This window comes from Mesorhizobium sp. M0894, assembly GCF_040319725.1.
In the GTDB taxonomy this organism is placed as follows: Bacteria; Pseudomonadota; Alphaproteobacteria; order Rhizobiales; family Rhizobiaceae; genus Mesorhizobium.
This window is the reverse complement of the sequence record NZ_JAMYOG010000007.1, coordinates 93,903-115,014: the sequence shown is the minus strand read 5'-3', so window position 1 is coordinate 115,014 and position 21,112 is coordinate 93,903. Positions and strand designations below refer to the sequence as shown.

Here is a 21,112-nt window from a genome sequence, read left to right as displayed (position 1 = left end):
GGAACAATCCGGGAGGAAGGCGGTTTGGCACGAAGAACTTACCTTCAACAGCATAGGCAGCGGTTTCGTGGGATCGAAGAAAGTTCGAATCGGTATAGTCGGCGTCGGCAACTGCGCTTCCTCCCTTGTTCAGGGCATCACCTATTACCGCGACGCAAGGAGCAATGAGCCCATACCCGGGCTGATGCACGCCGATCTTGGCGGCTACCATGTCAAGGACATTGAAGTGGTCTGCGCATTCGACGTCGCCAAGGGCAAGGTCGGACGCGATGTGGCAGACGCGATCTACAGCGCGCCGAACAATACTTTCCGCTTTGCCAATGTGGCGCCTACCGGCGCTCGCGTCGAACGCGGACCGACGCTGGACGGCATCGGCAAATATCTGCGCGACGAGATCGAGGAGGCCGACGAGCCGGTCGCCAATGTCGGCAAGATCCTCGCCGACAGCGGCGCCGAAATCCTGGTGTCCTATCTGCCAGTCGGCTCGGAGGAGGCAACGCGCTTTTATGCCGAGTGCGCGCTTGATGCGGGCTGCGCCTTCGTCAACTGCATACCAGTCTTCATCGCCTCGCGGCCGGAGTGGCGCCGCCGCTTCGAGCAACACGGCCTGCCGCTGATCGGCGACGACATCAAGAGCCAGGTCGGCGCGACGATCGTACATCGTCTGCTTGCCAACCTGTTCCGCGAGCGCGGCGTGCGTATCGATCGCACCTACCAGCTCAATTTCGGCGGCAACACCGACTTCCTCAACATGCTGGAGCGCGAGCGGCTGGAATCGAAGAAGATCTCAAAGACGCAATCCGTCACCAGCCAGATTGACGTTCCCTTGGCGCCCGGCAACATTCATGTCGGGCCGAGCGACCATGTGCCGTGGCTGACCGATCGCAAGTGGGCCTATATCCGGGTCGAAGGCACGACCTTCGGCGGTGTGCCGCTGAATGCCGAGCTCAAGCTGGAAGTGTGGGATTCGCCCAACTCGGCCGGGGTCGTGATCGATGCGGTGCGTTGCGCCAAGCTGGCGCTCGACCGCGGCATCGCAGGCGCGCTGACCGGTCCCTGCAGCTATTTCATGAAATCGCCGCCCGAGCAGTTCACCGACGCGGAAGCCCGCCAGCGCACGCTCTCTTTCATCGCCGGTAAGGACGAGCCGATGCTCGATGCCGCGGAATGACGACGACGTTCTTTCTGGTCCGCCACGCCGCGCATGACAATGTCGGCTGTTATCTTGCCGGACGGATGGCGGGCGTTTGCCTCGGCGAAGCCGGCAGGGCACAGGCCTCGCATCTGGCTGACCGTATGGCACGCGAGGCGATAGCGGCAATCTTTTGTAGCCCGCGCGAACGCACGCAGGAGACGGCCAATCCGATTGCGCTCGCCTGCAATGCCGGTGAAATCGTGATCCGCGAGGAACTCGATGAGATCGACTTCGGCACCTGGTCGGGAAAGACCTTCGAGGAACTGAACCAGGATGCCGACTGGCGGGTGTGGAACGACCAGCGCCAGCAGGCGAGAACACCGAGCGGCGAGACCATGCTGGACGTGCAGCAACGCGTCGTCTCGCTGATCGAGCAGGTCCGCGGAACATACCAGAACCAGTGCGTTGCACTGGTCAGCCATGCCGACGTCATCAAGGCCGCCGTGTGCAAAGTGCTCGGCCTGTCGCTGGGGAACTGCTTTCGCTTCGATATCGACCCAGCATCGATCACCACGGTTGTTTGGGGAGACTGGGGGTCGAAGCTGATCAGACTCAACGAAGCTGCCTGACGAGGAATTGCCGGATGCGCATGGTCATTTTCGGTCTTACCGTGACATCGTCTTGGGGCAACGGGCACGCCACGCTGTGGCGCGGATTGATCCGGGCGATGGCCGGGCTGGGCTGGTCCATCACCTTCTTCGAACGCAACACTCCCTATTATGCCGGGACGCGCGACCTCGACCAGCTGGATGGCGGCAGCATTGTCCTTTATCCGGACTGGCAGGACATCCAGAGCGTTGCCGAGCAGGCGATGAATGAGGCCGATGTCGTCATCGTCACCTCCTATTGCGCCGATGCGGTGAGCGCATCGCGCCTTGCCCACCAGGCCTGTCGCGGGCTGAAGGTCTTCTACGACCTGGACACGCCGGTGACGCTGGCGCGAATCGAACAAGGTGAGCCTCCGGCCTATTTCGGGCCGGAAGGGCTTCGCGATTTCGACCTCGTGCTGAGCTACACGGGAGGAACCGCGATCGATGCGCTGAAGACGATGCTGGGCGCGCGCCGCGTCATGCCACTCTACGGCCATGTCGATCCAGAGCGACACCGGCCGGCCCCGCCCAAGCCGGAGTTTGCCGGCGACCTTTCCTATCTCGGGACGTATGCGGCAGACCGCCAGGCCGGGGTCGAAAGGCTGCTGGTCAGTCCGGCTGCGCGCCTGCCGGATCGCCGTTTCATCATTGGCGGCGCACAATATCCGCAAGAATTCCCGTGGAGCGACAATATTTTCTTCGTCCGTCACCTGCCGCCCGCCGAACACCCCGCCTTCTTTTCATCATCACGGCTGACCCTGAACGTGACCCGCGAGGCGATGGCCGAAAGGGGCTGGTGTCCTTCCGGCCGGCTATTCGAAGCCGCCGCTTGCGGTGCTGCGATGGTGAGCGACACGTGGCCGGGACTGGAGGCCTTCTTCCGGCCCGGCGAAGAGATCGTCGTGGCCAACAGCACCGACGACGTGGTCGCCGCGCTCGACCTGCCCGACGCCGAGCTTGACGCGATCCGCCGCCGAGCGCGGGAGCGGGTACTGGACGAACACACCTCGGCGCGGCGGGCGAAGGAATTCGACCGCATCCTGTCCGATGCACTGCACGGCTCCACGCATGGCGAGCCGTTGAAGGAGGCAGTTTGATGTTGGGCATCGTGCCCGCAGCCGGACGGGGAAGCCGCATCCAGCCGCTCGGCTTTTCGAAGGAGCTTCTGCCGGTCGGCAGCCGCATAGACGGCAACACCGAGCGGCCTTGCGCGGTCAGCGAATACCTGGTGCGCCGCATGGTGCGCGCGGGGGCTGACAAGATCTGCTTCGTCATCGGCTCGGGTAAGTCGGATATCCTCGAATATTATTCTGCCGGCTATGCCGATGCGGCCGCGATGTTTGTGGTGCAGCCCTCTCCGGTCGGCCTTTGCGACGCCATCTTCCGCGCCGCACCGCTCGTCGCGGCCGATGAGACCGTTCTGGTCGGGTTGCCCGATACGATCTGGTTTCCCGAAGACGGCTTCCTGGCCCTCCCGGACGACGGCCTGTCCTTCCTGCTGTTTCCGGTGGACCAGCCTGAATTCTTCGATGCCGTCGTTGTCGACCAGGATGACCGGGTGAAGCAAATCCAGGTCAAGCAGCAGAATGCCCAATCGAACTGGATTTGGGGTGCGTTCAAGATGCCCGGCCACACCCTTCACCAGCTCGCCGCGCTGTGGCGGGAGCGGGACCGGTGCGACGAATATATCGGCACGCTGGTCAATGCCTATCTCGCCGCCGGGGGTGAAGCGCATGGCATCAAGGCTGGCACCGCCTATGTCGATGTCGGTACCTTCAACGGCTACCGCACCGCACTTCGCCTGCTTGAAAGCAGCGCCGGAACCAAGGGCGATCAAGCCGCCATGACGCTGCCCAGCCACCAGCACGTCCCTATCCTCGCAGGCGAAGGAGGCTAGCCATGCTGCATTCCGATGCCGAGATCCGCCGCCGTATCGACGCGCTCGGCCCATGGTTCCACAATATGGAGCTGGCCGGCGTGGAAACGGCTCCCGATCATTTCCTCGGCAATTACCCGCTGATTAAATGGCGCAAATTCGCCGACGCCATTCCCGCCGATCTTTCCGGCAAGGCGGTGCTCGACATAGGCTGCAATGCAGGTTTCTACTCGATCGAGATGAAACGCCGCGGCGCCGGTCGCGTGCTTGGCATAGACTTCGACGAGGCATACCTTGCGCAGGCGCGCTTTGCCGCCGAGGTTGCGGACTGCGACATCGAATTCCGGCAGCTCTCGGTCTACGACGTTGGCGCATTGCGCGAGCGGTTCGACATCGTGCTGTTCATGGGGGTGCTCTACCATTTGCGCCATCCCTTGCTCGCTCTCGATCTGATCCGCGAGCACGTTACCAACGACCTGATGATCTTCCAGTCGATGCAGCGCGGCAGCACCGACGTGCCGGCACTCGAGCAGAATTATCATTTCTGGACGCACGACCTGTTCGACCGGCCGGAGTTCCCAAAGCTGCATTTCATCGAGCATCGTTATGCCGACGACCCGACCAACTGGTGGATTCCCAATCGCGCCTGCACCGAAGCCATGCTGCGCAGCGCCGGCTTCGAGATCGTGCTGCAACCCGAGCAGGAGGTCTATTTCTGCCGCACCGCCGACGTACCGGCCGGCGGTGGCGCCATTTACCCGTCGAAAGGACAGATAAATGATTGAAGCCGCGATGATCTGGAACGAGCCCAACAACAAATCCCACTGGGATCCCGAGCTCGACCCTGACTGGAGCCGCTTCGCCAACATGACAATCCTGGCCGCCGACGCGATCGCGTCGGAGAATCCGGCCTTGACCAAGGTCCTTGGCGGCATCTCGCCGATCGACGCCGCCTTCATGACACGGATGAAGGAATTCGGCGTGCTCGATCATGTCGACGCGGTCGCCGTGCACGGCTTTCCGCTCGACTGGAACCTCTGGCAGATCCACGAATGGCCGCAGAAGATCGGCGAGATTTCCGCTGTCACCGATCTTCCGGTATGGGTGAGCGAGGTCGGCGTGTCGACCTTCGGTGCCGAGGAGGTACAGGCCTGGGGCCTGCGCCGGACCGCGGAACTGCTGATCGGCAATGCACCGCGCATCCAATGGTATAGCCTCTACGACCTGCCGCGCGAATGGGAAGCGACGACGCGCCATCGTGAGGCGGAAGGCTCTTCCTATTACCGCCATTTCTACATGGGCCTGCTGCGCCAGGACGGCACGCCAAAGCCCGCGCTCGAGGAGTTCCTGCACCACGCGCCGGCAATGGGGCTGGTGCAGTGGTTCCATTTCGAAGATCACCGGCTTGACGACGCCGTCGCCTGGATGAAACGGCTCGGCGTCACCAATCTGCGGACCGGGCTTTCCTGGGCCGACAGTTTCAGGCCGAACGCACTTGACTGGTTCGACCGGCAAATGGAGGCGTTGGCCGACTTCGACGTGACGGTCACCTTCTGCTTCACGCCGGAACACCGCGGAATGATGCCGCACCACGCCAGCCCGCCGCTGGTGCCGGCGGAATTCGCCGAGTTCTGCGCGGCAATGACGCGCCGCTATGCCGGCAGCATCGCTGCCCCTTCCGCCGGCAGGCAGCGCGCCTCCGCAGCGTGAGGAGCTTCGGCTCGCCAGCCATGACGCTCACCGTCCTCAACGTCGCCTATCCCCTCGCCCCGGTCGGGCCGGATGCGGTCGGCGGCGCCGAGCAGGTGCTGTCGATGCTCGATCAGGCGCTCGTACAGGCCGGACACCGTTCGATCGTGATTGGCTGCCAGGGCTCGAGCGCTGCCGGCACTCTCATCGAGACGCCGGCCGAACCGGCTGTGCTCGATGAAGCGGCGAAGCGCCGGGCCCAGCGTGCTCATCGCGCCGCAATTGCTACCGCGCTCGCCCGTTGGCCAATCGACGTGGTTCATTTGCACGGCATCGATTTCGACGCCTATCTGCCGGGCGATGGGCCGACATTGGTGACCTTGCATTTGCCGCTCGACTGGTATCCGGCCGACGCTCTCAGCCCGGCGCGGGGGGATCTGTGGCTGCATGCGGTATCGGCGGCTCAGCAACGAACCGCGCCACCGGGCGCCAGGCTGATCGAGCCGATCCCGAATGGAGTGGACATCGACGCGTTGAGCGAACGGCGGGCCAAACGCGACTTTGGGCTGGTGCTCAGCCGCGTCTGCCCGGAAAAGGGCATTCATCTGGCGCTGGACGCAGCCAAGAAGGCCAACGTACCGCTGGTCATCGGCGGCAAGGTCTATCCCTACGAAACCCACACAGCGTATTTTCGCGACGAGGTCGAGCCGCGGCTGGACAGTCGGCGCCGCTTCCTCGGTCCGCTCGGCTTTGTCGCCAAGCGGCGCCTGCTCAACACAGCCCGCTGCCTGGTCGTCCCGAGCCTTGCCGCGGAAACCAGTTCTCTCGTCGCCATGGAGGCACTCGCCTGCGGCACCCCCGTGGTGGCCTTCCCGAATGGCGCACTGCCGGATGTGGTCGAGCATGGCAAGACGGGGTATCTCGTCAGAGATGTCGACGAAATGGCGGAAGCCATCGTTGCCGCACTCGGCCTGGACCCTGAGAAATGCCGGGCCGAGGCGCGGCGCCGCTTTTCACTCGACCGCATGGTCTCCTCCTACATGGACGCCTATCGGGCGCTGGCACGGCTCGGCACAGACAGCGGACAGCTCGCGGCGGCGAAGTGAGCGGGACATGCTCCGCAGCGAGATCATCGACGATGCGGCGGGCCTCGAAGCCCTCAGGCCACCCTGGTGGGAACTCTGGTCGCGCAGTCCCTCGGCGACGCCGTTCCAGTCTCCCGCATGGCTGGTGCCGTGGTGGCGGACATTCGCTCCCGGCGAGCTTGCGACGGTCGCCGTCTGGCGAGGCGACGATCTGGTCGGCCTGGCGCCACTCTATCTGGAATGCCAGGAAGCCGGCGCGCGGTTGCTTCCGCTCGGGATTTCGTTGAGCGACTATCTGGACGTTCTTTGTCTTCCCGAGATCGCCGAACCGGTCGGCGCCGTCATCGCCGGCTCGGTTCTTTCCATCGGCTGGTCACAGTGGATCTTGCCGGATCTGCCGGCCGGCGGTGCCGGCCTCGCCATCAGGCATGCCGCGCTCGAAACGTGCCAGGCTGTCGGCCACGCTGCTTGCCCGGTGCTTTCCCTCACGGGCGATGAGACGCTTCTAAGCTGTGTTCCGGCGCGGCGACGGCGCCAATTGCGCCGCGCCCATAGAGCCGCTTCGAGACGTGGCCGGGTCTCCATCGAGCCCGTTTTGTCCGATCCGCAGACATTCCTCGATCATTTGATCCGCCTTCACACCGCGCGCTGGGCCGGACACGGCGACGGCGTCCTGTCCGACAGCCGGGTGGAAGAATTCCATCGTCAGGCGCTGCCGCAGCTGGTTGCTCAGGCACTTGCCCGATGCTGGCTTGTCGCCATCGGTGGCGCGATCGTGGGCGCTTATTACGGGTTTCATCATCGAGGCCGCGCTTACGCTTACCTCGGTGGCTTCGATCCGGCCTATGCGGAGGAAAGTCCCGGCGCGCTGCTCATCGGCCAGGCGATAAGCCAGGCGATCTGCGAAGGCGCGGAAGACTTCGATTTTCTGCGCGGGCAAGAGGCCTACAAATACAGCTGGGGCGCCGTCGACCGGTGGACGCTGCGCAAGATCTGGACGCGGAGCAAAGGGCGGTGAACGCGACCCGATCGAGATCTCGGCGGGCGACATCAGCAACACAGGTGCTGGAGGAGTGCATGGCAGATGGTGCCGGCGTCGAAGCCGTCATCGCCAGGCTGGCTCTCCGTTTCGAGACAGGAATCGACGCCGTAGAACTGGCGACGATTGCGCAAAATATGCACTCGGCCGACCCGCGAAAGACGGCGAAACTACAGCGGATTGCCGGCCTGCTTCAGCGCAGGCCCGAGATCTTCGCCACGCTGCGCAAAACAGGTGCTGCGGTTCGGCACGAACGCGGGGAGGACGAGACCGACGATGCGGTGGTCAAGCGGCTGGCGGCAGGATTTGACGCGGCGGCGGCGATCTCCCCGGAGGCGAGCGTCCAGCTGTCGTCGCTGGGCAATGAGGAAAAGCTCTCGGCCGCGACGGCTGAGATCGTCGCATGGCTGGAGAGGCGAGGCTTTACCGGCACTGACCGCGACATACTGGACATCGGCTGTGGCATCGGTCGGTTCGAACAGGCGCTCTCCGCTCTATCGCACCGGATCGTCGGCATCGACATATCCGTGGCGATGATCTCGATCGCCCGGCGGCGATGCGCCGGGCTCGGCAATGTAGAATTCCGCCCTACCCGCGGTTTCGATCTTGCCGATTTTCGCGATGCCAGCCTCGATCGCGTGCTGGCCGTCGACAGCTTTCCCTATCTGGTGCTGGCCGGCCTCGCGGAACGGCACTTCATGGAAATCGCCCGCGTGCTGAAGAGGCCGGGCATCGCTGTGCTTTTGAATTATTCCTATCGCGGACAGCCGGCGCTGGATCGCGCCGACGTTCGTAACTTCGCCAATGCAAATGGCATGCAAGTCCTCGTCGACGGGGAAAAGCCGTTCCGGCACTGGGACGGCGATGCCTTCCTGCTTACGATTTCCGGCGGAACATTGCGGCCCAACGCTGGTTCGGATGCCGAACGGGAAAAGCCGCTCGACAGTATGAAGGAGGACAAGATGGCGTCCGGCAGCAAGAAGCACATCGGCCGCGGCAGTCACGGCAAAGGCGCTGGCGCTGGCGCGATGACCGATCTTCCCAAGGACAAGATCGGAGAGAACGCCGTTCTGTCCAACAGAGACAAGAAGCAGCACACCAAGGAGCGTGGGCTCGACGGCAATCGGGTCAAGTCCGAGCAGTACCAGGATCATTCAGCGGATCGGCGGCCTGAAAACTGATCGTTGCGGCGGCATGTGGCTTGCAGCCGGCGAGCAATTGAAACGCAGCGAGAGCCCAACTGCTGACCAAGCTGTGCAAGGACCGAAGCCGGTCGCATGGAATAGCCTGCAAATTCTTGCAAACTCGCACTGTTGCCACCAGAGTGAGGTGAAGGGACCAACATTTGCCAAGAGAACGCGATGTCTCGCTCAAGGGAAGATTCCGTCAGCACGCGTGCCGATCTGACGATAGACCGGGAAATCGCTTCTTTGCTTGCGGCCATCGAACAGGAAAGGGTTCCTGACCGGCTGACCAAACTTGCGATCGAATTGCAGCACGCGCTTGTGGAAAGACGATTGCGCCAAACCAGCAACTAACGTCACATGTATATTAGCTATATTAGCGGCGCCTCTCGGCTTCGAAGTCCAGTTGTCCTTCGGACAGGTAGCTGCGCCTTTCCATCAGCGTTTGCGAGGAACTTTCGCCAAGGTATTCCAGCACGCCGGCGCGTGCCCTGTTGAGCCGGCTTTTCACCGTTCCGACTGCGCAACCACATATTTCGGCCGTTTCCTCATAGCTGACGCCCAGCACGCCTATCAGCATCAGAACCTCGCGCTGGTGCTCGGGAAGGCTCTGGATGGCCTGGTGGACTTCCTTGCCCTGTACCGACCATTCCTGCGTCGCTTCCGAGATCGGCCGCAGCGAAGCGCAGTCGAGCAGGCCTGGCGCTTCCCTCACCGCGGCTCTGACACGCGTGTAGTAGGTGTTGCGCATGATGGTGAACAGCCATGACTTCATGCGCGTTCCAGCTTCGAACTTGTCGATGTTGGCCAGTCCCTTGGTCAGCGTCTCCTGGACCAGGTCGTCGGCATCATCGGGAGTGCGGCAGAAGGTGCGGGCGAAAGCCCTTAAAGCGGGTATGAGGTGGACGATGGAAACTTCTTCGGTTTCGCGGGTCGCGAAGGCGTAGGCTGTGGGTGGCAATGGTCCAGCTCCCGTCCAGAATGAGTTCGTGAGCGCAGACCAGTTAAATGCATTGGGCGAAAGATCGTTCCGGTTGGCGAAAATCACCTGGCTCCAGAAACCGGAGGGGGTTGGCTGGGCGATCCAGCCGACGGCGATATTTTTGACGGAACAACCACCGGTGTCGCGGAGTTCGAATCGAGGTCGTGCGAAAATCCGGGGCGCCGCTACTGGCGCGAGCCTTGGCCGCCACCTCAAGGACAGCCCGCCACCTCAAAAACAGGAGGAATCCATGACAGGAAACAAGCACGTTAAAGGCAAAACGCCGGCCGATAGCGACCTCGCCAACGATCCCGGCATCGGCAGTTCCAAGGGTACGATCAAGGAGGGCGACCGGCTCGATCAGGGCGACAACACGTTCGAAGGTGATGTCGAGAACGACACCACGCCCCAAGGCGGTATCAATCCCCGGCAGAAGATGCGGACCAACAAATAATGGCACGACCGGCCGCCGCACGATCGAACAAACCCGCTGCAACCCGTGCAGCAATCCCGCGTTAAAGAGCATCGGCCTCTGTCCGTCCCGAGCGTTGATGCGACAGGCTCTTTCGCGGAGACACAGATGACAAAAAAATCGTTTGGCCGCCCCGTTCCAATTCTCGTCGGCCTTGGTTTCCCTCGCCATGTCGAAAATGTCTGGCAGGCCTATGACGTCTTGAACGAATGGCCGAGCCGCGGCCCGGCGCACAAGGCGGCGTTCGACGCCTGTCGCGCCGGGCTGGCTGACGAGGTCGATACCCAGACGGTGCGCGCGGCGTTCGAAGCATTCGCCCGCAAGGCGGGCATTCTGGCGCACGATATGACGACCGAAACACCAGCACGCATTACAACACCTGCGAAGGCTCACGACGTTTGGCTAAAACGCCCATCGGACGGCCCTCCAGACCCTGGAGAAACCCAGCTTACTTGAAGCGGCCAGCTTGCTTGAACCGGGAGGAATACGGTGCTGAGAATAGAGTTCGATACTCCTGTTTGCATCTATTTCGGCAAGCCTGGGCGATCGCGATTGGTCAGTTCCGTTTTCGAAGCATTATATTGCCTGAAAAGCGAGAAATGGCCGGCGCGCAACGCGCCGCTGTCGCTGATGGCGGCAGATTTATTGAATCGCGCCCGGACCGGTGAAATCACGGCCGCCAAAGCCCGCCAAGCATTTGTCGACGCCGCTTGGGAGGCGAACATTCTTGTCGAGGGCGAGTCGCATGATGCGCATGCCCCGACAGCCTTCATGTCCGACATCGAGTGAGCCGGCAGGCTGCCTCCCGGCAGTTCCGTCCAGCGCCAGCTTATCACGAATGGCTGGCGTTCTCGGCCTTTTTCTCGCGCTGCTGCCTGAGGACCTCGTCGGTTCCAACGAGCTTCTTCGATCCGCCGGGGATCGCGGTGGAGACGACCGACGGCGGGTCGCTCGCCGGGAAAGAATCCTCCAGACCAGCCTGCAACTGGTCTTCCAGCGTCTGCGGCTCTTCCGAGCGGCCAGGGGTCCTTCGGGTGTCTACATTCTCCAGCGGCTGTGTCATGTCCGGTGAAGACCTGACTTCTCGAATCCAGCCATAGAGCTGTTCGATGGCAAATTCCTTCATTGTGTCGAAATCGGCCTTTTCGTCACGCGATGCCTCGATTTGGTCGACCATGGTCTTTTCGAACCGTTCGAGGCTCTCGCTTCCACACGCCCGGCAGAGACGCACCAGTGCCTCGCGCAATATGAGCGGCGCAAAGTGCGCCGTCGCCTCGAGCCTGAGCTGCTGCAAACGCTCCGGGGTGGCGGCTTGGACCTTCGACATGCTCGACCTCTTCGCCTTGTGGAGCATGTCAACGAAAATTGTCGGCGGATGTTCCATGACGCACCGCCGGTGCATCGCTCGATCCTCAGCGGTGTGCGCCACCACCGAGTGCCATGCGGATACCGAGACCGACGACGAAGCAGCCTGCCACGCGCTGCTGCCAGAGCCTTACCTTCGGTCGCCTCATGATCCAGGCCCCGAGCGTGCCGGATGCGAGCGCATATGTGCCCAGCACCAGCACACCGGTCATCTTCTGGGTGCCGCCGAGCAGCAGCAATTGCAGTGTAACCGATCCGCGAGCCGGATCGACGAACTGTGGAAGGAAAGCCACCATAAAGGTTATCGGCCAGGGATTTACCAGATTGGCGATCATCCCTTCGCGCGCAGCCGCGAGCGGCCCGACGGCCGCAGACTTCTCGACTTCGACGCCGTCCGACGGCAACAATACCAAACGTGATCCAAGCCAAACGAGATAGGCCGCGCCCATCCAGCGAAGCATGGCAAAGGCAAGGGGCGACGCCTGGAGCAGCGACGATATGCCGAGGGCAAGGAGCGGCAACTGGACCATGCCGGCGCCGAGGGTCATGCCAAGAACGGTGAACAGGGCAACCTCCCGGCCCTGCCCGATGCCACGCGCCATCACCAGCAGACTGTCAGGCCCCGGCGGCATCTGCATCAAGATGACCGTCCCGAGAAAGGCCGCCCAAGAGGCGGGATCCATGCCGCTACTTCGCCCAGGTTTGGTAAAATGCCTTCGCGCTATCCTTCAACCGACCGGCATCTCGCATCATCTTGAGCGCTTCATCCCTGGTCAGGCCGCATTTGCGGGCAAAGAAATTGATCTCATAGACCTGCTCGGCCGACAGGCCATGTTTGATATGCACTCTTCGCTTGTGTTTGCGTTCGTTCATACAGGCTTGATCCCGTGAGACTTAGCCTCCCCAACTCACATCGGGCCGGCCGGTTCCCCACAGCTTCGTCACGGCGCAGGCTTTTCAGGCGCCGTCGGGCCGGCCGACCTTGTCCTTGAGTTCGTTCAGGAATGCGAGCAGCGCGTCCTCTGGATCGTCGGCATCCTCGGTCAGCATATCGATGCCCCAGCGTCCGAGGACGGCCTCCTGGACGATGCTCGGCTGCGGCATGAAGATGAAGGATTTTGGCCGATTCTTCTCATAACCGGACCGGCGCCAGGTCTGCCAAAGCCTGTGCAGCAGCAGACGGATGTTCATATCGGACATGCTGTAGCCGATGAACAGGATGGTACGCCCGAGCGCGTCGGCGCGAAACTTCACGTCGAGCGCCGAATCGAACGAAAGCCGGTCGAAATAGTCGGTCTCCGCCAGGACTAGGGATTTGTCGTCGTCGAAATCGCCGTGGAATTTGATGATCTGGGTGACCTCGCCTGTTGTCTTGGGCAAGTCCTTTGCATTGGCCACTTTCACAAAGGGCCGGCCATGGATCTCGAAGGCAACCTCGAGGTTGCGATCATAATTGGTGGTGTAGATGATCGGAAAATCGAGCGACACGATAAGCTTGTGGATCGCCGAGCCCCGCACTTTTTCCCGCGATACGCTCCATTCGCGATCCATCCAGCTGCGCAAAGGGCCGAGGCTCCCCTGCTTCAGCCGGTAATATTCGGCAAGGGCCTGATAGTTGGCCTCCGGTGCGCCGATCATGTCCTCGTCGAGGCCGAGCTCGTTTTGCATGTGCTCGATGAGCTTTTGCCAGGACGGCAAGCCGACGCTCATCGACACTCCGGCTCCAACGAACAAGATCGCTCGTCGCTCTTTCACCGATTGAGCCAGTTGCTCGACTGCAGACAGCATCCGACACAACTGCGAACAGCGCCCTCCGTTCCGGCCGAGCCCGGACCACCGCGGGAATAACTCCAATTTGCGGTTGAATGAGAACGCCATGATCAACTATCCCGAGCGCCAGCCGCCGAGTTTGGCCGACGGAATCCGACATTTATTTCATTCCATTTGGCACTTCTGCGCCTCTCGCGCGTTGGGAGTGTTCAACAAAGACGGCGCAGCTAATGGATCGCCATCGGATTGTCTCAGTAGCATTATGTCTGTTCCTGCTTACAATCGGCGCCGTCCAGCAAAAGGCTTGGGCTCAAGCACCTTGCCCGGCCGACCATGACAAATTGCTGGCCGCCCTCAAGGCCAACGTCAAAGCCAGCGGCGGCCCCGGCAATGGCGGCTTCGATACCAATGAATGGGCGGCAATCGTGGCTCGCGACGGAACTGTCTGCGCCGTCGCCTTCAGCGGGCCTACCGCCGACGCCCAGTGGCCCGGCAGCCGACTGATCGCCGCCGAAAAAGCCAATACGGCCAACGGGCTCAGCCTCGCGCAGATGGCTTTGTCCACCGCGAACCTCTACGCGCCGGTGCAGCCGGGCGGTCCTCTATTCGGCCTCCTGGCCACCAATCCGGTCAATCAGGCGGCAGCCTATGCGGGCGATCCTTCTACGTATGGAAGCTCCAGCGATCCATTGCTGGGAAAGCCCATCGGCGGTGTCGTCGTGTTTGGCGGTGGCCTGGCTCTCTACGACGGCAAGGGGATCGTCGGGGCCCTCGGGATAAGCGGCGATTCCTCTTGTGCCGACCACAATGTCGCCTGGCGGGTGCGGGCCGCACTCGGGCTGGACAAGGTACCGGCCGGCGTCAACCCAAACCGCAAGGACGCTATCATTTTCGACCTCGATCCCGGCGGCAAGAGCGCTTCCGGCTGGGGCCATCCATTGTGTGCCGGAACCGAGGCGGACCTAGCCGCAGAGCTTGGCGCCGGTGTCGGCGGGTCGATACGCTAATGAGGCAAGTGCGACAGGTGGCAGCGAAAACCAGTGTGTCAGCCAAAAGGGGAGAAAGGCCAATGGCTGCGATGCTGGGATGGACGCTGCTGGCAGGCTTCGCGCTAGTTACCACGGCGGTTGCTCAGTCAACGTCAAGCTTTGCGATAAATCCGCCGTCCGCGGCTGCTCCGCCCGACGACGGCCAGTGGGCGATGCCGGCAAAGAACTACGCCTCGACCCGCTACAGCGAACTTGCGGAAATCACCGAGGACAACGTCAAGCACCTGCAGGTGGCCTTCACATTCTCCACTGGCGTCAACAAGGGCCAGGAGGCTGCGCCCCTGGTCGTCGGCAACACGATGTACATCGTGACGCCGTTTCCCAACATCCTCTACGCGCTTGACCTTACCAAGCCCGGCGCGCCGATGAAGTGGAAATTCGAGCCCAATCCCGAGCCTGCGGCGCAGGGCGTTGCCTGTTGCGACGTGGTCAACCGCGGTGCGGTCTTCTTCGACGGGCGCATCTATTTCAACACGCTCGACGGCCATACCATCGCCGTTGATGCAGCCACCGGCAAACCGGTCTGGAACACCCATATCGGCAACATCAATATCGGCGAGACCATCACCATGGCGCCGCTGGTGGTCAAGGGCAAGGTGCTGGTCGGCAATTCCGGCGGCGAAATGGGCGTGCGCGGCTGGATCAAGGCGCTCGACGCCGGCGACGGGCACGTCGTCTGGACGGCCTACAACACCGGCCCGGACGCCGAGGTGCTGATCGGCCCCGATTTCAAGCCGCATTACGACATGGACAAGGGCAAGGATCTCGGCGTGACGTCATGGCCGCCCGATGCGTGGAAGATCGGCGGCGGCAATGTGTGGGGCTGGATCTCCTATGATCCGGATCTGAACCTTATCTTCCACGGCACCGGAAATCCCGGCCCGTGGAATCCGGATCTGAGGCCCGGCGACAACAAATGGACCGCCGGCATCTTTGCCCGCGATCCCGACACCGGCGCAGCCAAATGGTTCTATCAATGGACCCCGCACGACCTCCATGATTACGACGGCATCAACGAGCAGGTGCTGCTCGACATGACTTGGCAGGGCAAGCTCCGCAAGGTCCTGGTCCGACCGGAACGCAACGGCTATGTCTATTTGCTGGACCGCACGACGGGGGAGGTATTGTCGGCGGTGCCGTTCGGGCCTGTCAATTCCAGCAAGGGCGTCGACCTCAAGACCGGCCGGCTGATTGTAAATCCCGACAAAAAAACCGGCACCGGTAAGGTCGTGCGCGACATCTGCCCCACCGCATCCGGGCTAAAGGACTGGCAGCCTTCGGCGTTCTCGCCAAAGACCGGCCTGCTCTACATTCCGCACAATAACATGTGCATGGACGAAGAAGGCGTCGAGGTGAATTACATCGCCGGGACGCCCTATGTCGGCATGAACGTGCGCATGATTCCGGGGCCGGGCGGCAATCGCGGCGCTTTCACCGCCTGGGATGTCGCCGCCGCCAAGCCGGCGTGGAGCCTGAAGGAGAACTTTCCGGTGTGGAGCGGCGCCGTCGCCACCGCCGGCAATGTCGTGTTCTATGGCACGATGGAAGGCTGGTTCAAGGCGGTCAGCGCCAGGACCGGCGCGCTGCTTTGGCAGTTCAAGACGTCGTCCGGCATCATCGGCCAGCCGATCACCTATCGCGGCCCAGACGGGCACCAATATGTCGCGGTCCTTTCGGGCGTTGGTGGCTGGGCTGGGGCGATCGTATCCGGCGATCTCGACCCGCGCGACGCCACCGCCGCGCTGGGCTTCGTCAACGTCATGAAGGATCTGAAGGATGTAACCACGCCGGGAGGTACGCTGTATGTGTTCCGGCTGCCTTGAGACGATCGGCCGAGTTGCGCGGCCACGGAGAACGCGACCGCGGCGGCTTGCCGCCGCGGTCGGTGCACTGGCGCTCTCGCTTGTTGCCCCCCTTGCCGATGCGCGCGAATTGAGAATCTGCGCCGATCCCAACAACATGCCGTTCTCCAATGCCGCCAGGGAGGGCTTTGAAAACAAGATTGCCGAACTCGTCGCCGAGGAGCTTGGTGCGACTGTTTCCTACACATGGTGGGCACAGCGGCGCGGCTTTGTGCGCAACACGCTGAAAGCCGGCCTGTGCGATCTGGTGCCCGGCACACCCGCCAATCTCGAAATGCTGCGCACCACCGCGCCCTACTACCGGTCTTCCTACGTCTTCGTGACACGAAAGGATGCGCCGGAAATCACGTCCTTCAACGATCCTCGCCTGCGCGATCTGCACATCGGCGTCCAGCTGATCGGCGACGACGGCGCCAACTCGCCACCCGTCCAGGCGCTCGGGCGCCGCGGCATCGTCGGCCATCTCATCGGCTTCCCGGTCTATGGCGACTATTCCGCGCCGAACCCGCCAGCGCGCATCATCGAGGCGGTGGCGAATGGCGACATCGATGTTGCCGTCGTCTGGGGACCGTTGGCCGGCTACTTCGCCGCCAGGCAAAAAGCTCCGTTACGAATTACGCCGGTTGCGCCGCGTATCGACGGTCCGCTGCTGCCGATGATCTACGACATCTCGATGGCCGTGCGCCGCGACGACGATGCACTGCGCGGTGAGGTAGACGCAGCTATTGCCAAACACCGCGCCGAGATCGATACGATCCTGGCGGAATATGGCGTGCCTCGCCTCGACGGCGCCGGGGCGGCAGTGCGATGAACCGCGGCCTTCCATGCTTGCTGTCGGCGATGCTCGTCCTTGCCGCTTGCCAGCGCGAGGAACGCGACACGCGTCCACAGTCGGTGCTCGGCTCGGGCGACCAACCGGCGGCCGTGACGGCCCTCGAGCCGGGCGGCCAACGGCCGGCCTCGTCCGACAACAAGGCCGGCGTGTTCGAGGCCAACGCCTTCCACCTCAGCGAGGGCAAGCGTCTGTTCAACTGGTTCAACTGTTCCGGCTGCCATGCCAATGGCGGCGGCGGCATGGGCCCGGCCCTCATGGACCAGAAGTGGCTCTATGGCAGCTCGATCGAAAGCATCCACGCCACGATCAGGGACGGCCGGCCGAACGGCATGCCGAGCTTCCGCGACAAGATCCCTGACGACCAGATCTGGGAGCTTGCCGCCTTCGTCCGCGCGCTGAGCGGCAACGCGCCAAAGTCCGCTGCGCCGAGCCGCGACGACGACATGATGCCCCATCCATCCGAAAATCGCCTGCCGGACGCCGCGACGCTGGGGAAGTCGCCGTGAACCGCCTTCTTTGCAGGGTGTGCTGCAGCACAGCCTGCATGCTGCTCCTTGCAGGATGCAGCGGCTGGCAATCCGCGCTCGACCCGAAAGGCCCGGCCGCGGGCGAGCTTGCATGGCTGATCTGGTTCTTCACCGCGCTGTGCACGGCGGTCTGGCTTCTGGTGATGGCCGTGCTGATTACGCCATTGGCCCGGCGCCCGGCGCCGCTCGGCGATCCGCTTGTCCTCGACGCTGCCGCCGAGCGCAGCAAGATGCGAATTGTCGTCGCCGCACTCGCCGCTACCGCCCTGATCCTGGTCGGCCTGACGCTGCTGAGCTACTTCGCTAACCGGACGCTCGCCGCCATCGGCTCGGATGCGGCGCTGACGATCCGGGTGACCGGGCATCAATGGTGGTGGGAGGTGCGCTACGAAAACGATCAGCCGAACCGCATCCTGACGACCGCCAATGAAATCCACATCCCGGCGGGGGAGCCGGTGCGGCTTGTCGTGACCTCGACCGACGTCATCCATTCCTTCTGGGTGCCGAACCTCTCGGGCAAGCTGGACCTCATTCCAGGCCACGAGAACGTTCTCGATCTGAAGGCGGACAAGCCCGGCGTCTATCGCGGCCAGTGCGCCGAGTTCTGCGGCGCGCAGCATGCCAATATGAGCACCTTCATCGTCGCCGAACCCCGGCCCGTCTTCGACGCGTGGCTGAACGATCAGCTGCGGCCGGCGGTCGCTCCTGCCTCTGGCGAGGCAAAAGCCGGCCATGACCTATTCCTCAAACGGCCTTGCGTGATGTGCCACAAGATCGGCGGCACCATCGCCGGCGGTACGGTCGCTCCCGACCTTACACATATCGCAAGCCGGCAGACGCTCGCTGCCGGAACGCTGGCGATGAGCCGCGGCAATCTCGCAGCCTGGATAGCCGATCCGCAAGGGATCAAGCCAGGTGCCCACATGCCCGTGGTGGGACTAAACGGGGACGAGCTGAATGCGATCGTAGCCTATCTCGAAGGCCTGAAATGAGCAGCGCCGACCTAGCCCATGAGCGTGACCTCGCCCAGCAACGCGCCGCAGCACAAAAGGGTGACCTAGCTCCCGAGCACGACGGTCCTCGCGATACCGGCCTCGACGACGCCAGCCTTGACCGCTGGCTGGCGCGGACATGGCAGACGGCACCGGGCATCATCGGTGCGCTCTCGAGCGTCGACCACAAAATTGTCGCGCGGCGCTACCTGATCACCGCCTTCTTCTTCCTGTGCCTCGGTGGCCTCAGCGCCGTTGCCATGCGCATCCAACTGTCGGGGCCGGAGCGCGGGCTGATCGGGCCCGACCGCTACAACCAGCTGTTCACCATGCATGGCGTAACCATGATGTTCTTGTTTGCAGTGCCGATCGTTCAGGCGACTGGCATCTACCTCGTGCCGCTGATGGTCGGCACCCGCAACATCGCCTTTCCGCGCCTCAATGCATTCAGCTTCTGGATTTATCTCTCCGGTGGCCTCTTCGCCTGGGTGTCGTTTGCACTCGACATGGCGCCCGACGTCGGCTGGTTCTCCTATGTGCCGCTGTCCGGCCCTGAATTCGGGCCAGGCAAGCGTTCCGACGTGTGGGCGCAGATGATCACCTATACCGAAGTGTCGTCGTTGGCGGTCGCGGTTGCCACCATCGTCACCGTGCTGAAGCAACGCGCGCCGGGCATGTCGCTGGACAAGATTCCGCTCTACGTCTGGGCGCTGCTGGTCACCTCCTTCGTGATCGTGTTCGCCATGCCGGCGGTCATGATCACGTCGACGTTCCTGATCCTCGACCGGCTGGTCGGCACCCATATCTTCAATCCCGCCGAGGGTGGCGACGTACTGCTCTTCCAGCACCTGTTCTGGTTCTTCGGCCACCCCGAAGTCTACATCATTTTCCTGCCGGCCACCGGCATGGTGTCCTCGATCATCGCCGCTTTCGCCCGGCGTCCGGTATTCGGCTATCTGGGCATGGTTCTGTCGCTGATTTCGGTCGGCTTTCTGTCGTTCGGCCTGTGGGTCCACCACATGTTCGCAACCGGCTTGCCGAAGCTCGGCGCGAGCTTCTTCACCGCGTCGAGCATGCTGATCGCCATCCCGAATGGGCTGCAGATCTTCTGCTGGCTGGCGACATTGTGGGACGGAAAGCCGATAGTCAGGACGCCGCTGCTGTTCGTGTTCGGCTTCTTCTTCACCTTCGTCGCAGGCGGCCTGACCGGCGTGATGCTGGCCTCGGTCCCATTGGACCTGCAAGTGCACGACACCTATTTCGTGGTCGCGCATTTCCATTACGTGCTGATCGGCGGGTCGGTGTTCCCGCTGCTCGGCGCGACCTATTTCTGGTTCCCCAAGATCACCGGCCGGATGATGAACGAGCGTCTCGGACGCTGGCACTTCTGGCTTGCCTTCATAGGCTTCAATGCGGCGTTCTTTCCGATGCACATTGTCGGGCTGTGGGGCATGCCGCGCCGGGTCTACACCTATCCGGCGGAGCTCGGCTGGGGCAACATCAACCTGTGCATCACAGCCGGCGCGGTCGTCCTGTTCCTGAGCTTCGTGCTGTTTACCATAAACCTGGTTCACAGCGCCTTGAGGGGCGCGCCGGCCGGGGACAATCCCTGGAATGCGGGCACTCTGGAATGGGCGACAATGTCTCCGCCGCCTAACTACAATTTCGCCCATATTCCGGTGGTTACACATGCCGAGCCGCTGTGGGCCGAACGCGATACGCTGCCGGTGGCGACTGGGCTTCGTGTCGACGTGCGCGAACTTGTTATTTCGACCGTGGCAGAGGCGCATCCCGATGTGCGCGAGAAGTCGGCGACGCCATCGATCTGGCCGTTATTCGCCGCCCTCGCCGTGGGCGCCACCTTTCTCTATTCGATCTTCAGCCCGTGGGCGGTGGTCTGGGGAGCCGGGCCGATCGCCATCACCTTGATCGGCTGGTTCTGGCCGAAAGGCGATCCGGAGGACGAGGAATGAAACAGCGCCCGGCCGCGGATCTTTCCGAACTCCCGACCTTCGGGCTCGGACCGCGCAGCCCGACCTGGTGGGGCACCCTCGCCTTCATGGCGCTTGAGGGCACTGGTTTCGCGCTCGCCGCAGGCGCCTATCTCTACCTTGCCTACCTGTCCCCCGAATGGCCGCTCGGCGTGCCGCCGCCCAACCATTGGCCGGGCACCATCGTCATGCTGTTGCTGCTCGCCAGCGTGGTGCCCAACCACATACTGAACCGCTACGCCGAAGCCTGTGCCATGGTGCCGGTGCGCATCGGCCTGCTGGTGATGTCGCTGCTCGGCATCGCACCGCTTGTCGTGCGCTGGTTCGAATTTCCGGCCCTCAACATTTATTGGGATACCAATGCGTATGGCTCGATGCTGTGGGTGCTGCTCGGCCTCCACACCACACATCTGATCACCGATGTCGGCGACACGCTGGTGCTGACGGTTCTGATGTTCACGCGCCATGGCTATAGCGGCCGGCGTTTCGGGGATGTGGGCGACAACGTCTTCTACTGGGATTTCGTGGTCGCGACCTGGATCCCGATCTATCTGTTTATTTACTGGACGCCGAGGCTGGGTTGAGATGCGTGCGGTTCGGTACGGAACT

24 protein-coding genes and 1 pseudogene are annotated in these 21,112 nt (G+C 62.8%); 20 read left to right on the top strand and 5 right to left on the bottom strand.

Annotated features, from left to right (window positions below; all coding sequences use genetic code 11):
- Positions 1 to 67: 67 nt before the first annotated feature.
- The 10 genes and pseudogenes from NKH91_RS15860 (at position 68) to NKH91_RS15815 (ending at position 8,655) form a co-directional block, all read left to right on the top strand.
- A complete protein-coding gene (locus NKH91_RS15860; protein ID WP_352482811.1) occupies positions 68 to 1,171 on the top strand; it encodes an inositol-3-phosphate synthase in 1,104 nt (367 codons plus the stop codon).
- The gene (locus NKH91_RS15855; RefSeq protein WP_023716620.1) at positions 1,168 to 1,764 is read left to right on the top strand and encodes a histidine phosphatase family protein; all 597 of its coding nucleotides are present in this window, start codon (positions 1,168 to 1,170) and stop codon (positions 1,762 to 1,764) included. Before NKH91_RS15860 ends, NKH91_RS15855 begins: the two co-directional genes overlap by 4 nt.
- 14 nt (positions 1,765 to 1,778) lie before the next feature.
- The gene (locus NKH91_RS15850) at positions 1,779 to 2,882 is read left to right on the top strand and encodes a CgeB family protein (RefSeq protein ID WP_352845800.1); all 1,104 of its coding nucleotides are present in this window, start codon (positions 1,779 to 1,781) and stop codon (positions 2,880 to 2,882) included.
- Positions 2,882 to 3,682: a nucleotidyltransferase family protein gene (locus NKH91_RS15845; protein WP_352884743.1), complete on the top strand. Its 801-nt coding sequence runs from the start codon at positions 2,882 to 2,884 to the stop codon at positions 3,680 to 3,682. Before NKH91_RS15850 ends, NKH91_RS15845 begins: the two co-directional genes overlap by 1 nt.
- A 2-nt stretch (positions 3,683 to 3,684) precedes the next feature.
- Complete coding sequence (locus NKH91_RS15840; RefSeq protein ID WP_352884744.1) at positions 3,685 to 4,446, top strand: TIGR04290 family methyltransferase; 762 nt, start codon at positions 3,685 to 3,687, stop codon at positions 4,444 to 4,446.
- Positions 4,439 to 5,371: a glycoside hydrolase 5 family protein gene (locus NKH91_RS15835; RefSeq protein ID WP_352850532.1), complete on the top strand. Its 933-nt coding sequence runs from the start codon at positions 4,439 to 4,441 to the stop codon at positions 5,369 to 5,371. Before NKH91_RS15840 ends, NKH91_RS15835 begins: the two co-directional genes overlap by 8 nt.
- 20 nt (positions 5,372 to 5,391) lie before the next feature.
- A complete protein-coding gene (locus NKH91_RS15830) occupies positions 5,392 to 6,456 on the top strand; it encodes a glycosyltransferase family 4 protein (RefSeq protein WP_352638939.1) in 1,065 nt (354 codons plus the stop codon).
- Between the two features lie 7 nt (positions 6,457 to 6,463).
- A complete protein-coding gene (locus tag NKH91_RS15825; RefSeq protein ID WP_352884746.1) occupies positions 6,464 to 7,453 on the top strand; it encodes a GNAT family N-acetyltransferase in 990 nt (329 codons plus the stop codon).
- 59 nt (positions 7,454 to 7,512) lie between these two features.
- A pseudogene (locus NKH91_RS15820) lies at positions 7,513 to 8,169 on the top strand (class I SAM-dependent methyltransferase); the annotation flags it as partial.
- A gap of 267 nt (positions 8,170 to 8,436) precedes the next feature.
- Positions 8,437 to 8,655: a hypothetical protein gene (locus NKH91_RS15815; RefSeq protein ID WP_023717099.1), complete on the top strand. Its 219-nt coding sequence runs from the start codon at positions 8,437 to 8,439 to the stop codon at positions 8,653 to 8,655.
- Positions 8,656 to 9,034: 379 nt separating this feature from the next.
- Here NKH91_RS15815 and NKH91_RS15810 read toward each other — a convergent pair whose 3' ends face one another.
- The gene (locus NKH91_RS15810; protein WP_036244131.1) at positions 9,035 to 9,619 is read right to left on the bottom strand and encodes a sigma-70 family RNA polymerase sigma factor; all 585 of its coding nucleotides are present in this window, start codon (positions 9,617 to 9,619) and stop codon (positions 9,035 to 9,037) included.
- A gap of 271 nt (positions 9,620 to 9,890) precedes the next feature.
- Between NKH91_RS15810 and NKH91_RS15805 the strand changes: the two genes are divergently transcribed.
- The 3 genes from NKH91_RS15805 (at position 9,891) to NKH91_RS15795 (ending at position 10,901) form a co-directional block, all read left to right on the top strand.
- The gene (locus NKH91_RS15805) at positions 9,891 to 10,094 is read left to right on the top strand and encodes a hypothetical protein (RefSeq protein ID WP_023716611.1); all 204 of its coding nucleotides are present in this window, start codon (positions 9,891 to 9,893) and stop codon (positions 10,092 to 10,094) included.
- Between the two features lie 126 nt (positions 10,095 to 10,220).
- Positions 10,221 to 10,568, top strand: a complete 348-nt coding sequence (locus tag NKH91_RS15800; protein WP_023716610.1) for a DUF982 domain-containing protein — start codon at positions 10,221 to 10,223, stop codon at positions 10,566 to 10,568.
- Between the two features lie 33 nt (positions 10,569 to 10,601).
- On the top strand, positions 10,602 to 10,901 hold the full coding sequence (locus NKH91_RS15795) for a DUF982 domain-containing protein (protein WP_352638936.1): 300 nt from the start codon (positions 10,602 to 10,604) through the stop codon (positions 10,899 to 10,901).
- Between the two features lie 43 nt (positions 10,902 to 10,944).
- Here NKH91_RS15795 and NKH91_RS15790 read toward each other — a convergent pair whose 3' ends face one another.
- The 4 genes from NKH91_RS15790 to NKH91_RS15775 all read right to left on the bottom strand — a co-directional run bounded on the left by NKH91_RS15790 (position 10,945) and on the right by NKH91_RS15775 (position 13,265).
- On the bottom strand, positions 10,945 to 11,439 hold the full coding sequence (locus tag NKH91_RS15790; RefSeq protein WP_352638935.1) for a hypothetical protein: 495 nt from the start codon (positions 11,437 to 11,439) through the stop codon (positions 10,945 to 10,947).
- Positions 11,440 to 11,524: 85 nt separating this feature from the next.
- Positions 11,525 to 12,115 (bottom strand): LysE family translocator, encoded by a 591-nt coding sequence (locus tag NKH91_RS15785; RefSeq protein ID WP_352884804.1) that lies wholly within the window; start codon positions 12,113 to 12,115, stop codon positions 11,525 to 11,527.
- A gap of 49 nt (positions 12,116 to 12,164) precedes the next feature.
- Positions 12,165 to 12,350 carry a hypothetical protein gene (locus NKH91_RS15780; protein WP_352638933.1) on the bottom strand — a complete coding sequence of 62 codons (186 nt, stop codon included), beginning with the start codon at positions 12,348 to 12,350 and terminating at the stop codon, positions 12,165 to 12,167.
- Between the two features lie 84 nt (positions 12,351 to 12,434).
- Positions 12,435 to 13,265: an SIR2 family NAD-dependent protein deacylase gene (locus NKH91_RS15775; RefSeq protein ID WP_023716605.1), complete on the bottom strand. Its 831-nt coding sequence runs from the start codon at positions 13,263 to 13,265 to the stop codon at positions 12,435 to 12,437.
- Positions 13,266 to 13,588: 323 nt separating this feature from the next.
- On the opposite strand from NKH91_RS15775, the gene NKH91_RS15770 reads away from it, so the two are divergent.
- The 7 genes from NKH91_RS15770 to NKH91_RS15740 all read left to right on the top strand — a co-directional run bounded on the left by NKH91_RS15770 (position 13,589) and on the right by NKH91_RS15740 (position 21,087).
- Positions 13,589 to 14,254, top strand: a complete 666-nt coding sequence (locus tag NKH91_RS15770) for a heme-binding protein (RefSeq protein ID WP_502898995.1) — start codon at positions 13,589 to 13,591, stop codon at positions 14,252 to 14,254.
- A 71-nt stretch (positions 14,255 to 14,325) separates the two neighbouring features.
- On the top strand, positions 14,326 to 16,119 hold the full coding sequence (locus tag NKH91_RS15765; RefSeq protein WP_502898998.1) for a methanol/ethanol family PQQ-dependent dehydrogenase: 1,794 nt from the start codon (positions 14,326 to 14,328) through the stop codon (positions 16,117 to 16,119).
- Complete coding sequence (locus tag NKH91_RS15760; protein ID WP_352482827.1) at positions 16,100 to 16,969, top strand: substrate-binding domain-containing protein; 870 nt, start codon at positions 16,100 to 16,102, stop codon at positions 16,967 to 16,969. The genes NKH91_RS15765 and NKH91_RS15760 overlap by 20 nt, the downstream gene beginning before the upstream one ends.
- Positions 16,966 to 17,499, top strand: a complete 534-nt coding sequence (locus NKH91_RS15755) for a c-type cytochrome (RefSeq protein ID WP_023716601.1) — start codon at positions 16,966 to 16,968, stop codon at positions 17,497 to 17,499. Before NKH91_RS15760 ends, NKH91_RS15755 begins: the two co-directional genes overlap by 4 nt.
- A 38-nt stretch (positions 17,500 to 17,537) precedes the next feature.
- On the top strand, positions 17,538 to 18,512 hold the full coding sequence (gene coxB, locus NKH91_RS15750) for a cytochrome c oxidase subunit II (RefSeq protein ID WP_352482828.1): 975 nt from the start codon (positions 17,538 to 17,540) through the stop codon (positions 18,510 to 18,512).
- The gene (gene ctaD / locus NKH91_RS15745) at positions 18,509 to 20,485 is read left to right on the top strand and encodes a cytochrome c oxidase subunit I (RefSeq protein ID WP_352482829.1); all 1,977 of its coding nucleotides are present in this window, start codon (positions 18,509 to 18,511) and stop codon (positions 20,483 to 20,485) included. Before coxB ends, ctaD begins: the two co-directional genes overlap by 4 nt.
- The gene (locus tag NKH91_RS15740) at positions 20,482 to 21,087 is read left to right on the top strand and encodes a cytochrome c oxidase subunit 3 (RefSeq protein ID WP_352482830.1); all 606 of its coding nucleotides are present in this window, start codon (positions 20,482 to 20,484) and stop codon (positions 21,085 to 21,087) included. The genes ctaD and NKH91_RS15740 overlap by 4 nt, the downstream gene beginning before the upstream one ends.
- Positions 21,088 to 21,112: the final 25 nt, after the last annotated feature.